Genomic DNA, 13666 nt, shown 5'->3' with positions numbered 1-13666 from the left:
GCGGGGCGTAGCGCCCCCGGTGCGGGGCATCGGCTCGGCGGCGGCATCCCTGTGCGCCACGACCATGTGCTGCGCAACCATGTGCTGCGCGGCCGTGTGCGGCTATGCGTCGTTCAGGAGCCGCAGCAGGACCGAGGTGTGGCTGACGGCCGGGTCCTTCGCCGCGGTGAGCAGGGTCAGCGGCCCCGTCGCCGCGAGGTCCCGCAGCCTCTGCAGCGCCTCGGCCGCCGGGGGCTCGGCGAGTTCGCTCTCGTAGCGTCGGCAGAACTCCTCGTACTCCCCGTCGGGGCCGTGGTACCAGCGGCGCAGTTCGGTCGAAGGGGTGAGCGCCTTCGGCCACTCGTCGACCCCTGCCTCCGCCTTGGCCAGGCCGCGCGGCCAGAGCCGGTCGACGAGCACGCGTACGCCGTCGTCCGGGCCGGGCGTCTCGTAGACCCTGCGGGCCTTCACACCGTCACCGCCTCGCTGCATGCCCCCAGGGTCACAGCCCGTCCTCGCTTCCGCACCCCGCACCGCCGTGCCCCGGACGGGCATCACCGCGTTCGCCACCGAGCCCCAGCGCCGGGAACAGCACCGCCTCGACGAACCCCGGCAGGGCGTCGCCCCGCGCGAACCTGTCCTCGAAGAGCTGCTCGACACGCAGCACACCCATGAAACACGGCGCCACGAAACCGATGGCCGGATTGTCCGCAGCGAGCTCGCCGCGGTCGACGCCGCGCCGCAGGATCGTGTCGAGCGCGGCCACCTCGGGGTCGATCACCGTCTCGCGCAGCGCCTGGCGCAGATCCGGGTGCTGGAGATACGCCTGGCCGACGGCCTCCATGAGTTCGGCGTCGGGGCCACGGCGCTCGGCGACGACGCGCGCGGCCTCCCGCAGGTCTCCCGCGAGCGAACCGGTGTCGATCCCGTCGAAGAAGGTGCAGCGGCTCTTGTCCAGCGCGGAGGTGACCAGCTGCGGCTTGGTCTTCCACTGCCGGTAGAGGGTGGCCTTGCCGCATTTCGTGCGGGCGGCGACACCCTCCATCGTCACGGCGTCGTAGCCGCCCTCACGCAGAAGGTCGAGCACGGCCGCGTACAGCTCCTGCTCCCGCTCGGGCGTGATCTTGCTGCGGCGTGCGGCGGCCGTGGCGGCCTGCGTGGACATCGGTTCCTCCCGTTCGGGCGGCTCGGTCGGCACAGCTCGCGGGGCGGTGTTCGTCCCGGCTGTGGGGTGGCGCTCCGCACATACGAGAGTAGGGGGTGCACAATCGAGACGCAAACGTATCGAGACGTTTGCGTCTCGATGAATTCGGATCTACGCTTCCCCCGTTTGCTACCGCTGTACTGGTGAAAAAGGGGCCGCGTCATGGCTGCCGGGAAACGTCCCGCCATACCGGAGGTGACCGCTACCCACAGGCCGCCACTGCTGCGCGAACTCGCCCTGGTGACCGCGCTCTTCCTCGTCTACAAGCTCGGCCGCCTGCTCGCCGACGGCCACGGGACGCGGGCGTTCCACAATGCCGAGGGTGTCTGGGACGCCGAGCGTGCACTGCGGCTCCCCGACGAGGGCGTGGTGCAGGACCTGCTGCTCCACCACGAGACCCTCGTCCATGTCGCCAACACCTACTATGCGGCCGTCCACTTCCCGGCGACCGTCGCGTTTCTCGCCTGGCTCTACTGGCGGCGTCCCGAGCACTACCTCTGGTCCCGCCGCGTCCTCGCCGCTCTCACCGGCGCCGCGCTCGGGATGCACCTGCTGATGCCGCTCGCCCCGCCGCGCATGCTGACCGCGGCCGGGCTCGTCGACACCGCGCAGGTCTACGGCCCGTCCGTGTACGGCGCGAACCCCGCCACGGACTCGCTCGCGAATCAGTTCGCCGCCATGCCGTCGCTGCACTTCGGCTGGGCTCTGATGGTCGCCATCGGACTCATGACCGCCACCCGCAGCCGCCGGCGCGTGCTGTGGCTGCTCCACCCACTGCTGACGCTGCTGGTCATAGTCGGCACCGCCAACCACTACTGGCTGGACGCCCTGGTGGCCGGTGCCCTGCTCGGCTTCGTGCTGCTCCTCGTACGTGCCCCGGCTTCCGGCCCCCTCGTCACGGGCAACGGTTCCCCCGCGCCGAACACGGCGCCGCTGCCTGCCGGAGCGCTGCGATGAGCGGCACCGTCGTCGCGGTCCTTATCTCACTCGTCTCCGCGGTCGGCTACGCGCTGGCCGCTGTCATCCAGTCCCGGCTCGCCGAGACCGCCGCCTCGGGGAGCGGCGGGCTGGCGACGGTGCTCGCGCAGCCGCTGTGGTGGTGGGCGGTGGGTCTCAATGCTGCGGGTGCGCTCGCCCATGTGGGGGCGCTCCACTACGGGCCGCTCACCCTGGTGCAGCCGCTCGGCGCGCTGACCCTGGTCGCCGCTCTGCCGCTGGCCGCACGGCGGGCGGGCCGGCGGGTGACGCCCGGGGAGTGGCGGGGCGCGCTGTGGACGGTGGTGGGCCTCACCGGGCTGATCATGGTCACTGGCCCGGCGACGCCCGGCGATGCGCTGAGCCTGCGTGAGGCACTGGTGGTCGCCGCGGTGACCGCAACGCTGATCGGCGTGATGGTGCGCGGATCCGGGGCACGCGGCGGCGGCCTCGGCCATGCGACTGCGTCCGGGATCGCTTCGGGTGTCGCCTCCGCGCTCACCCAGACGTTCACGGCGGCACTGGCGCGTGAGCTGCCCGGCGGTCCGGCGAGCTGGTGGCAGACGGTACTGCTCGCGGTGATCATCTCCTCGTTCGCCGTCGGCGGGCTGCTGCTGTCGCAGTCGGCGTACCGGGCCGGCCTGGCCGCACCGCTGGCCGTCGTCAATCTGGCGAATCCCGCGGCGGCGGCCGCGATCGGTGTGGCTCTGCTGGGTGAGACGTTCCGTGCCGGTCCCTCGGGCTGGTTGATCGCCGGCGCTTCGGCGGCTCTCGCGGCGCGCGGAGTGGTGCTGCTGACGATGTCGCCGCGCATGCGCGTGGACGGCGAACCGGTCGCAGGGCCCCCGCCCCGCATCCAGGAAGCGTCGATCCCGGAACCGTCGACCGTCCCGGCGGGCCTGGTCGGCTGACTCGAGGTCGCGGCAGTGTCCATGGCATCCGATCCTGTAACCACTGATGCCAGGAACCACTGACGCGCCAGCCACAGCGTCAGGGTGCGCCCGGAGGCGGTGATGCAGTGGCGGAAGCCGAGGGAGCCGCTCACGGGCCCGTGGACGGTCCCGTCAACGACTCCATGGGTTCGGCTCTCGTGGACGCCCTCTTCGCCCAGTCCGCCATGGCCGTCTACGTCCTCGGCCACGACCTGCGGACCGTCCGCGCGAGCACGGCATCCCCTGCGGAGCCCGGCGAATCGCTACTGGGCCGGAGGTTCACCGAGGTCTACCGGCTCGACCGGCCCGAGGAGGCCGACCGGCTGCTGGACACCGTGGTGCGCAGCGGCACACCCGCCCGCAGATGGCGCGTACGGGGCCGCCGGGTACGCGAGTCAGGTCCCGACCGTGGCCTGACCGTCTCCTTCCAGCGGCTGGACGGTCAGCGGGGCGAATTCCTCGGAGTGCTCGCGCTGGTGACGGACGTGCACGACGACGAACGCGAACGCCGGAGGTCGGCCGCCCTGGACTCGGTGCGCGACCGTCTCGGACAGTCACTCGACCTGGTCACCACCTGTCAGGACCTGGCCGACGCCGTGGTGCCGGCATTCGCCGACGTCGCCGTCGTCGAGCTCGTGGACGACGTTCTGCGCGGCGGGGACGCGCCGCTGCCGCCCGTGAACCTCGAGACTCCGCTGCGGCGCACCGCGTTCCGTGGCAGTGCCGAACCCGCACACCCGATCGGCGATGTCCACAAGGTGCCCTTTCCCACGCCCTTCGCCCAGACGCTGTCCGACCTCCGGCCGCGGCGCGTCACGATCGGCCCGGACACCACTTGGCTGAAGGCCGACCCGGACCGGGCCCGAGCGATCGCACAGCAACGGGCGCACTCGCTGATCGTCGCCCCGCTCGCGGTGCGCGGGACGGTCCTCGGCGCCGTCAGCCTCTACCGGTGCGCCGGTTCCGAGGCGTTCGGCGAAAGCGATGTACGCATCGCCATGACGCTCGCCGCGCACACCGCGCTCGGCATCGACAACGCCCGCCGCTACGAGCGCAATCACACGATCGCGTCGACCATCCAGCGGCGGCTGCTGCCGCACAGCGCGGCCGACCGGGTCGCCGTGGAGACGGCGCAGCTCCATCTGCCGGGACGCAACAGCGGCTGCTGGTTCGACACGATCGCCCTGCCCGGGGCGCGCACGGCCCTCGTCGTGGGCAACGTCCACGGGCGCGGGATCCACACGGCGACGACGATGGGGCAGTTGCGTACGGCGACGCAGACGCTCGCCGCGCTGGATCTGCAACCGGACGAGCTGCTGGCCCACTTGAACGACACGGCCATCCTTCTCGCGTCGGAGCGTGCCGCCTTCGCCACCGCCGGCGCTCCGCCGCAGTCGCTGACCGCGACGTGCCTGTACGGGGTCTACGACCCGTTCTCGCGGGTGCTGACGCTCGCCAGCGCGGGTCACCCGGCGCCGCTCGTGGTGCGCCCGGACGGCCGCACGGAGACCCCTGATGTGCCGGAGGGACCTCATCTGGCCGCTCCCGACAGTGCGCCGTTCGCCACCTGCGAGGTCGAGCTGGCCGAGGGCAGCCTGCTCGCCATGGCGGCGGGAGAGCTGGTTCTGGACGGCGCGGGCGGCGGCGCCCCCGTGGCCGACGTCCTCTCCCCGCCCGACCGTCCGCTGCGGGATCTGTGCGACGCCGTGGTCTACCGGCTGCCCGCCGGGGACCCGCCGGACGGCGCCGCGCTCCTGCTCGCCCGTACCACCACGGTCCCGTCCGACCTGCACGCGACCTACGCGCTGGATCACGATCCGACGGCGCCGTCGGCTGCCCGGGCAATGGTGCGTGAGCGGCTCACCGAGTGGGGTGTGGGCGAGGACACCGTCCGGTCCGCGGAACTCGTCGTCAGCGAGCTGGTGACCAACGCCGTCCGCTACGGGGCCCCGCCCCTGCGGCTCAGGTTGATCAAGTCGCACACCCTGACGTGCGAGGTCCACGACACCGGGCCCGCCGCACCGCATCTGCGCCACGCGCGGACCGTCGACGAGGGCGGGCGGGGACTGTTCATCATTTCGCAGCTCGCCGGCCGGTGGGGGACCCGTTACACAGCGGCCGGAAAGATCATCTGGAGCGATCTCGATCTGGCTCCGGCCACCCCTTGAGGCCGGCTGCGCGGGTCTCCGGCAGCCGCAGCAGGCAGATGAGGCTGACCACACAGACGCCGACCACATAGGCGCCGACGACCCAGGGCACGCCGGCACCCGTGATCTGTGCGAGCCGGCTGTTGATGAGGGGCGTGAGCGCACCACCGAGCACGGCGCCGATGTTGTACGAGATCGCGGTCCCCGAGGCGCGCAACCGGGGTTCGAACAGCTCCGGGATGTACATGCCCTGCACGCCGAGCATCGTGATGAGCGCGAGCAGGATCGCTGTGGTCGCCGCCCCTAGGGTCACCGCCCCGCCGGTGTGCCACACCACCAGATACGGCACCGTCAGCACCCCCATGGCGACGCAGCCCACGAGGCTGAGCCTGCGTCGCCCGTAGCGGTCGCCCAGCGCGGCGGCGACCGGGGTCGCGGCCGCCATGACCGTCATCGCGGCCATGATGCTCAGCAGGGCCGCGTTCGGGGTGATGCCCGGGCGCCGGATGGCATGGGACATCGCCCAGGCGGTTGCCGTGTAGTGCACGGCGTAGGTGCACATGACCGCGCCGGCCACCAGCAGCACACGCCCCGTGTGGTGGCGCACCACGAGAGTGAACGGTGACCGTGCCAGCGCGTCGTCCCGTGCCAGCCCCCGGAAGACCGGGGTCTCCGCGATCCGGGACCGCAGCAGATACCCGGCGACGGTGAGGAGACCGGCGCACCAGAACGGTACGCGCCAGCCCCAGGACAGGAACTGATCGGCCGTCAGTGCGGCGGACAGGACAAGGACGCAGCCGTTGGCGAGGAGGAATCCGATCGCCGGCCCGGTCTGCGGGAACGAGGTCCACAGTCCGCGATGGCGGGCGGGCGCGTGCTCGCCCGCGAGAAGCACGGCCCCGGTCCACTCTCCGCCGATGCCGAGCCCTTGGACGAAGCGGAGCACGACGAGGCAGACGGGAGCCGCGACGCCCATCTCCCGGTAGCCGGGCAGCAGACCGACGCCGAGCGTGGCGAGCCCGGTGACGAGCACGGTCGACTGCAGCACGGCGCGCCGCCCGTACCGGTCGCCGATGTGGCCGAAGAGCACCGAGCCGAGCGGGCGGGCCACGAAGCCGGTGGCGAACGTCCCGAAGGCGGCCAGGGTTGCCGTGGCGGGGGCGAAGTCGGGGAAGAAGACCGGCCCGAGGACGATCGCGGCGGCGGTGGCGTAGAGCGCGAAGTCGTAGAACTCGATCACGGTGCCGATGAGCGCCGCCGTGGTGACGCGGTTGACGGCGGCGGGGACGCGCCGGGGGCGCGCGGTCAGCTGTCGGGTGCTCATGTCGACTCCTTCGCGGACCACTGGCGCACGCGTTCCTCGAGTTCGAGCGCTGCGTGCACCTTGCGGTTCCGGTAGGGCGCCAGGTCGTGGTGCATCCCGGCGACGGCGCGCGTCACCCGTGCGGAGCGCACGCCGTGCATCAGCTCCAGGGCATGGGCCCATGTGTCGCAAGCCTGTTCCACGAGCCCTTGACGGCACTGCATGGCCCCGGTGTGGGCGACGCTGAGAGCCGTGATGCGCTGGTGGGTGCCGCCCGAGCGATTCCACACGGCGTGGCTGAAGTGGCGCTCGGCCATGTCGTAGGAGCCCATGTGCTCGGCAGCCTTGGCCGTGTGGTTGCCCACGCAGGCGTCTGCCGATCCCCACAGCGCCGCCCAGAACGGCATCTCCCGTTCGTCGGCCCCCTCCACCAGCCGGGCCGCGCGCGCGGCCTCGGCCACGGCTTCCCGGCCGCGGCCCGCCATGGCGAGCGCACGGGCGCGGGTGACCACGTACAGGGATTCCGTTGCCGGGTCCGTGCGCCCTCGGACGCGTTTCAGCGCCTCGTCGACGAGGGCGAGGGAGTGTTCGGGACGGCCGACCTCCATGCCGTGGTGGGCGAGGACTCTCAGGACGAAGGCGCCGTGCAGATCGTTCTCCGCCTCGCGTGTCAGGGAGTACGCCTGGAGGTAGTAGCGCTGGGCGAGGCCCTGTTCGCCCGCGTCGTACGCCTTCCAGCCGGCCAGGTAGGCGACGCAGGCTGCTGCGGACAGCATCTGGCGCCTGAGGTCGTCGGTTCGGAAGCGGGCCCGGCACAGCGCCGCGACGTCGCTTCTGAGGTACTGCACGAGGGCCGTGCGTCCGTGCTGTCCGCCGTACCGTTCGTCGACGGCGGTGAACAGCTGTGTCATCTCGCGCACGGCGGCCACCTCGGCGCCGCCCGCGGTCGCGGTACCCGCCCTCGGGGTCTCCCGCCGGGCGGTCCGTGGATCCGGCACCAGCGCAAGGGCCGCGGCGGCGACGCTGTAGGGCGCGGTACGGGACCAGGTACTGCGTTCGATGTCGCCGGTGGCCAGCAGATCGAGGGCCTCCAACGGGTCCCGGTGCCCGCCGCGCGCCGGCAGGGGGTCGCCGTCCGCAGCCTCTCCGCCGAGCAGACCGAGCTGGGCGGGTGAGACGGGCAGGGGCAGTCGCCGGGACAGCGCCTCGGCGATGAGGGCCGCGGTGGTGGGGGCGGGTCTGGTGCCGGCGATCCAGTGTGCGACGGCTGAGGAGTTGGTGCGGGCGGTGCTTCCGTTCTCTGCTGCGACGGCCCGTATCTGCCGGGCGAGTTCGGCGTAGCTGTATCCGGACTCGCGCACGGCCCGCGCCAGTCGCTCGTTCTTGGGGCGCACACGGCCTCCGTTGCGGTTTAAGCGGTCTAAGCGACCCTGCCGCCGACGGACGCTATCCACGGCACGCCCCCGTCCGTTGATTCCTCGTCAGAAGACCGCACTCATGGGTGAGGAGCCCCGCAAAAGTGCCTGCACGCAGCGCCCAGTTCCGGGATGATGTTCCGGATGAGCGATCGGTCGTGGAGCGTGAGCTGGAGTTCGAACTCGTTCTCGCCGCGCAGCCGGCCGCACGCACCCCGGTGTCCGTACCGACGCGTCTGACCTATCGCGTCAGTGACCCGTACGCAGTGCACATCTCGTTCCACATCGACACGCCCGCCCCGATCAACTGGACGTTCGGGCGGGATCTGCTCATCGACGGCGTCTTCCGGCCGAGCGGGGACGGCGATGTGCGTATCTGGCCCACCCAGGTGTACGGGAGCCGCAGCACGGTCTGCCTCGCGCTCACCACACCTGATGGCAACGCGGTGCTGCGGGCGCCCGCCGTGGCCCTGACCGCCTGGTTGGAGCGGACCATGCGTCTGGTACCGCCCGGCAGAGAACGTCTGAGGGTGCCCGCCGCTCCCTGAGCGCGTCCGTTCGACACCTGGACTCCGCCATTCGCGATTCCCGCCATAGGCCCACACTTCGCACGCGTTTCGCAAGGCGGCTGCCGTCGGCGGCTTCCACGGGCATCATTCAGTCTCTGCTCCTGACTAGCTGCGAACCTCTGGTGAACGGCAGCATGGGGTAAAGACGACACGTGTGCGCGCGTGGAGGCGGTACAGACTTTGACAAGGCAAGACTTTGCGTTCTGCGGTGCCGGGCTGGCGGCTGTCTACGTGCTCTCGGAGGGCAGCGACGAGCTGCGCCTGGCCGAGGTCGCGGGAGACCGTGCCGGGGCGTACGGACTGCCGGCCGTGGTCGCTCTGTCGGGCCGCTCCCCCGCCACCGCGGCGTTCCGCACGGGCCGGCCCGTGTGGCTGGATGCCGGGGAGCTCGCCGCATACGAGGGGTACGGGGGTGCCACGGATGCGGGCGGCGACGCCTTCCGCCACGTTTCCGGTTCCTGGCCCGCCACGTACTCCCTGGGCGCGCTGCCGCTGGGCAAGGGCGCCGCGGAGCTGGGCTGCCTCCTCGTCGCCGGCGAGGTCGGGCCCGGGTTCGGTGACGACTGCCGCAGCCTGCTGGAGCTCTACGCCGATCAGGTCGCGGCCGGTCTCGAATCGGCCGCCGCGCGTGCCACCGGCCGGCACGAGGTGGGCAGCACGCACCAGGGCCCTTCCTTGGTGCCGCGGCAGGGGGGCGCCTTCACGCTGGAGCTGCGCAGCGGCTCGATGAGTGCCGATGCGCAGATGCTGGCGTTGCTGGGGGTGGCGCCCGGGGACTTCGACGGCCGGGTGGAGACGCTGCTCGCGTGTGCGATGCCGGACGACATTCCTTCGCTGATGGAGATCGTGGAGCCGGGGCGGCTCTCGGAGACCGGAGGTCAGCTTGCCTTCCGTGTCCGGCAGCCCGGCGGCGCGCTGCGCTGGCTGGGCCTGCGCTTCCGGCTGCGCAGCGGTGCCGACGGGACGCCGGAGCGGCTGCTCGGCGTGGTCGCCGATGCCTCCTACCTGCGCCCCACCGCCGACGAGGTGGCCGTGGTGCAGGAGCTGTCCGCGAAACTGGCGAGCGCCTCCACCGTGCGGGAGGTCAGCCGGCTGGTGGTCTCGGCGCTGCGGGGTCCGCTCGACGCGCGGCGGATCGCGGTCGCGGAGCTGGAGGCGGACCGGCTGTTCGTCACGGTCCTCGACCCGCCGGACCACCACCTCTGGCCGGACGTGTGGCAGTCCGAATGGCGGTCGGAATGGCCCGACGCCTCGTGCCATGCGCTGCCGACGCTGCAGAGCGCGCTGCGGGACGGCCACGTGAGTCTGTGGCCCCCGCATGCCGACCTGGAGGACGGCCTGGCCGGTATCGGGCCCGGCGGACTGGCGGTGCTGCCGTTGCCGGCCAACGGCCGGATGGCGGGCGTGTGCCTGGTGGGCTGGGACGAGGAGCATGTGTTCGGCCCGGAGGAGAGGTCGCTGCTGACCGCGGTGGCCGGCCTGGTGGGCCAGGCGCTGACGCGTGCCCATGCCCTGGACGCCGGGCACGAACTGGCGACGATGCTCCAGCGCAGTCTGCTGCCACGGAAGCTTCCGGCGTTGCCCGGAGGGGTGGCCGTGGCCCGCTATCTGCCTGCGACGGCGGGGCTGGAGGTGGGCGGCGACTGGTACGACGTGATCCCCCTCGAGGACGGGCATGTCGCGCTGGTGATCGGTGATGTGCAGGGCCACAGCGCCGGCGCGGCCACGATCATGGGACAGATGCGCACGGCGGTGCGGGCCTACGCGGTGGAGGGGCACCCGCCCGACGTGGTGCTCGCCCGCGCGAACCGGCTGCTCGTGGGGATGGAGACGGATCTGTTCGCCACCTGCCTCTATGCGGACCTGGACATGGAGGAGGGCATTGCCAGATTCGTGCGGGCCGGTCATCTGCCGCCCGTGCTGCGCCATCCGGACGGCAGTACGCACGAGCTCGCGGTCGAGGGCGGGCCGCCGCTCGGCGTTCTCGCGGATGCCGAATTCCCCATGACCGAGGCCGGTTTGGTCCCCGGCACGCTCATGACGTTGCTGACGGACGGGCTGGTCGAGTCGGCGCGCCTCACGCTCGAGGACGGGATGCGCCGGGTCTGTGACGTTCTCGCCGCCGCCGACCCCGCCGACACGGGGCGGGTCGCCGACGAGCTGCTGGGCAGCGCGAACGGCCGTGACGACGACGTGGCGGTGCTCCTCATGCGCTACGACGGCACACGCGTGAGGCCCCGGCGGACCCACTGGACCGTGTGGCGGCTGCCGGACGCGGTGATGCACGCCCGGCGCTTCACCGCACGGACGCTGCGCGCCTGGGACGCGAGGGAGGAGGTGGACGTGGCGCTGCTGGTGGTGTCCGAGCTGGTCACCAATGCCATCGCGCACACGCGCGGCGAGGTGCGGCTGAATCTGACGCTGTCGGCGGACCGGCTGCGGATCGCGGTGAACGACGCGTCGCCGCGCAGCCCGGTCAAGCCCTCCAACGTGGACTGGGAGGCCACGGGAGGCCGTGGCCTGCTGATCGTCGAGGCGACCACCGCGGCGTGGGGTTCGGTGCCGCTCAGTGGCGGCAAGCAGGTCTGGGCCGAGATTTCGCTGACATCCGCCGGCGGCTGAGTTGCGGGCAACGAGAAAGGCCGCCCTCCCACATGTGAGAGAACGGCCTCCGACCTGCTCGAAGCAGAGTCGGGACGACAGGATTTGAACCTGCGACCCCTTGACCCCCAGTCAAGTGCGCTACCAAGCTGCGCCACGTCCCGATGCCCGTGTGACCTGGGGTTTCCCCTGGCCGAACGCGCATGAGAACAATACCGCACTCGGACCGGTGGTCACGAACCCGTATTCCTCCGACACGGAGCGCTTGACCTCGACCAAAGTTGAGGTTGCACGGTGGATCGCATGACGACCACAGAGATCACCTCACCGGCCGGCTACCACGACCTGGGCCGGCTGATGGGCCTGATGACCGGCGACGAGAAGCACGGACCCGCCGCGACCTCCACCCTCGACGCGCTCTGGGTCCTGTACGACCGGGTGCTGCGGGTGTCCCCCCAGACGGCCGACGCCCCCGGCCGGGACCGCTTCCTGCTCTCCAAGGGCCACGGGCCGATGGCGTACTACGCCGTGCTCGCGGCAAAGGGCTTCGTGCCGGCCGAGTGGCTGCCCGGCTTCGGCTCGTACGACTCCCCGCTCGGGCACCACCCCGACAGGCTGCTCGTGCCGGGCGCCGAGATCGGCAGCGGCTCGCTGGGGCACGGGCTCCCGCTGGCCGTCGGCACGGTGCTGGGGCTGAGGGCGCAGGGGCTCGCCGATCCCCGGGTGTGGGTGCTCATCGGGGACGCCGAACTCGACGAGGGCAGCAACCACGAGGCGATCGCGTACGCGGGCCCGGTGGGGCTCGACCAGTTGCACACGCTGGTGATCGACAACTCGTCCGCGACCTACGGCTGGCCCGGCGGCATCGCGTCCAGGTTCGAGGCGGCGGGCTGGTCGGCCGAGACCGTTGACGGACACGACCACGAAGCCCTGTACGCGGCGTTCACCGCGCGCCATCCCGGCCGGCCGAGGGCGGTTGTCGCCCGGGTCGCACCCAAGAACGCCTGATCCCCTGCCCCCTGAGCCGCCTTGAGCAGGCAGACCGGCTCGCAGCCCCACGTCTTTCACGAGGAGAACCGGACACCATGGACACGATGCGCGACCGCTTCATCTCCACCACCACGCGACTCCTGGACGAGGACCCGCGGCTCGCCCTCGTCCTCGCCGAGATCAGCAGGGACGGCTTCGACACCGCCCAGCGGCGCCACCCTGACCGGGTGATCAACCTCGGCATCCGGGAGCAGCTGCTGATCGGCGCCGGCGGCGGCATCGCGCTCACGGGCATGCGGCCGATCATGCACACCTTCGCGAGCTTCCTGGTCGAGCGTCCGTTCGAGCAGGTGAAGCTGGACTTCGGACATCAAGGCGTGGGAGGCGTACTGGTCAGCGCCGGGGCCTCGTACGACTGGCCCGCCGGGGGCTTCACCCATATGTCGCCGGGCGATGTCGCGCTCCTGGACACTCTCGACGGGTGGACGGTCCATGTGCCGGGCCACCCGGACGAGGCGGAGGCCCTGCTGCGCGCGGCCGCGACAGGGGACGACCGGGTGTACGTACGTCTGTCCCTGCAGTCCAACACCGCACCGCGGCCGGTGACCGGCGCAGGGTTCCTGAGGGTGCGAGAGGGTGCCGACGCAGTGGTGATCGCGGTCGGCCCGATGCTCGACAACGTGCTGGCGGCCACCGAGGGCCTCGATGTCACCGTTCTGTACGCCACGACCGTGCGCCCCTTCGACGCCCCGGCCCTGCGGGCGGCGGCCGGGGCGCAGCGGGCGGCAGATGTGGTGGTCGTCGAGCCGTATCTGGTGGGTACGTCGACGACGGCGGCCACCGATGCCCTCGCGCACGTGCCGCACCGGATCCTGGGACTGGGCGTGGCACGGCGCGAGCTGCGCAGGTACGGCGGGATCGACGAGCACCTGGAAGCCCACGGACTGGACGCCCGCGGGCTGCGGGACCGGATCGGCACGTTCCTGGGGCGGTGACCCCGGTCGTGGTGCACGGGCGATCGAAGCGGGAGGGCCGCCGCTGGGGCGTGTTTCGAAAGTCCCGCCTGGCCAGCGGCGTCTGGCACGCACTCCCCCGCAGCCCTTCGGGCACGGGAGATGCCCCGACGCTGCGTTGTCGGAGTCGTCCAAGTACGTCCAGTACGAGGATGATCTCCCCCAGCCCGGCGGCCGGGTGGGGCCCCCACCGCCTTGCGATTGCACGCACCAGACGCCGCAGGCCCCGCCCTTCGGGCGGACGGCGCTACTTTCGAAACACGCCCTACTGATCTTTTCGTAAGTTTGGTGGGTGTGGTGGCCGTGTGGGTGGGAGGCTGTCGGGGTGGCATATCAACCTTCCCCTTCGGTTGCCGGGTCCTCCCTTTCTCCTTTGTCGCGGCCTCAGTTGGCGGAGGCGCGTCGTGTTCGGGCAGTCGAGTTGTTCGAGGGCGGCGTCTCGAATGCGGGGATCGCGAGGGCGGTGGGGGTGTGTGCCGAGAGTGTGCGGCGTTGGCGGCGGGTGTGGGAGCAAGACGGTGCATCGGGCCTGCGGAGA

Annotated in this window: 12 protein-coding genes and 1 tRNA gene; 8 read left to right on the top strand and 5 right to left on the bottom strand. The window is 71.8% G+C overall.

The window, feature by feature from the left end:
* Positions 1 to 102: 102 nt before the first annotated feature.
* Together AC067Z_RS16460 and AC067Z_RS16455 are read right to left on the bottom strand one after the other, a co-directional pair.
* Positions 103 to 471: a DUF488 domain-containing protein gene (locus AC067Z_RS16460; RefSeq protein ID WP_478790207.1), complete on the bottom strand. Its 369-nt coding sequence runs from the start codon at positions 469 to 471 to the stop codon at positions 103 to 105.
* 10 nt (positions 472 to 481) lie between these two features.
* Complete coding sequence (locus AC067Z_RS16455) at positions 482 to 1144, bottom strand: TetR/AcrR family transcriptional regulator (RefSeq protein ID WP_478790206.1); 663 nt, start codon at positions 1142 to 1144, stop codon at positions 482 to 484.
* Between the two features lie 201 nt (positions 1145 to 1345).
* On the opposite strand from AC067Z_RS16455, the gene AC067Z_RS16450 reads away from it, so the two are divergent.
* From AC067Z_RS16450 to AC067Z_RS16440, 3 genes are all read left to right on the top strand, one after another.
* A complete protein-coding gene (locus AC067Z_RS16450) occupies positions 1346 to 2140 on the top strand; it encodes a phosphatase PAP2 family protein (RefSeq protein ID WP_478790205.1) in 795 nt (264 codons plus the stop codon).
* Positions 2137 to 3069 (top strand): DMT family transporter, encoded by a 933-nt coding sequence (locus AC067Z_RS16445; RefSeq protein WP_478790204.1) that lies wholly within the window; start codon positions 2137 to 2139, stop codon positions 3067 to 3069. The genes AC067Z_RS16450 and AC067Z_RS16445 overlap by 4 nt, the downstream gene beginning before the upstream one ends.
* 140 nt (positions 3070 to 3209) lie before the next feature.
* Positions 3210 to 5258 (top strand): SpoIIE family protein phosphatase, encoded by a 2049-nt coding sequence (locus tag AC067Z_RS16440; protein ID WP_478790203.1) that lies wholly within the window; start codon positions 3210 to 3212, stop codon positions 5256 to 5258.
* Here the strand turns inward: AC067Z_RS16440 and AC067Z_RS16435 are convergent.
* Together AC067Z_RS16435 and AC067Z_RS16430 are read right to left on the bottom strand one after the other, a co-directional pair.
* A complete protein-coding gene (locus tag AC067Z_RS16435) occupies positions 5218 to 6561 on the bottom strand; it encodes an MFS transporter (RefSeq protein ID WP_478790202.1) in 1344 nt (447 codons plus the stop codon). The genes AC067Z_RS16440 and AC067Z_RS16435 overlap by 41 nt on opposite strands.
* Entirely contained in the window at positions 6558 to 7934 is a 1377-nt protein-coding gene (locus tag AC067Z_RS16430) for a hypothetical protein (RefSeq protein WP_478790201.1), read from the bottom strand. The genes AC067Z_RS16435 and AC067Z_RS16430 overlap by 4 nt, the downstream gene beginning before the upstream one ends.
* A gap of 125 nt (positions 7935 to 8059) precedes the next feature.
* On the opposite strand from AC067Z_RS16430, the gene AC067Z_RS16425 reads away from it, so the two are divergent.
* The gene (locus AC067Z_RS16425; RefSeq protein ID WP_478790200.1) at positions 8060 to 8503 is read left to right on the top strand and encodes an SsgA family sporulation/cell division regulator; all 444 of its coding nucleotides are present in this window, start codon (positions 8060 to 8062) and stop codon (positions 8501 to 8503) included.
* A 201-nt stretch (positions 8504 to 8704) separates the two neighbouring features.
* Positions 8705 to 11146 carry a SpoIIE family protein phosphatase gene (locus tag AC067Z_RS16420; RefSeq protein ID WP_478790199.1) on the top strand — a complete coding sequence of 814 codons (2442 nt, stop codon included), beginning with the start codon at positions 8705 to 8707 and terminating at the stop codon, positions 11144 to 11146.
* Between the two features lie 69 nt (positions 11147 to 11215).
* Here the strand turns inward: AC067Z_RS16420 and AC067Z_RS16415 are convergent.
* Positions 11216 to 11289 (bottom strand) — tRNA-Pro (locus AC067Z_RS16415).
* Between the two features lie 139 nt (positions 11290 to 11428).
* On the opposite strand from AC067Z_RS16415, the gene AC067Z_RS16410 reads away from it, so the two are divergent.
* From AC067Z_RS16410 to AC067Z_RS16400, 3 genes are all read left to right on the top strand, one after another.
* Entirely contained in the window at positions 11429 to 12133 is a 705-nt protein-coding gene (locus tag AC067Z_RS16410; RefSeq protein ID WP_478790198.1) for a transketolase, read from the top strand.
* 77 nt (positions 12134 to 12210) lie between these two features.
* Entirely contained in the window at positions 12211 to 13110 is a 900-nt protein-coding gene (locus AC067Z_RS16405; RefSeq protein WP_478790197.1) for a transketolase family protein, read from the top strand.
* Positions 13111 to 13420: 310 nt separating this feature from the next.
* Positions 13421 to 13666: helix-turn-helix domain-containing protein (locus tag AC067Z_RS16400; protein ID WP_478790196.1), on the top strand; the 246-nt coding region annotated here is incomplete at its 3' end.

The organism is Streptomyces sp. NPDC043812 (genome assembly GCF_056436245.1).
The sequence above is the reverse complement of the archived record's forward strand: the minus strand, read 5'-3'. Positions and strand labels throughout refer to the sequence as shown.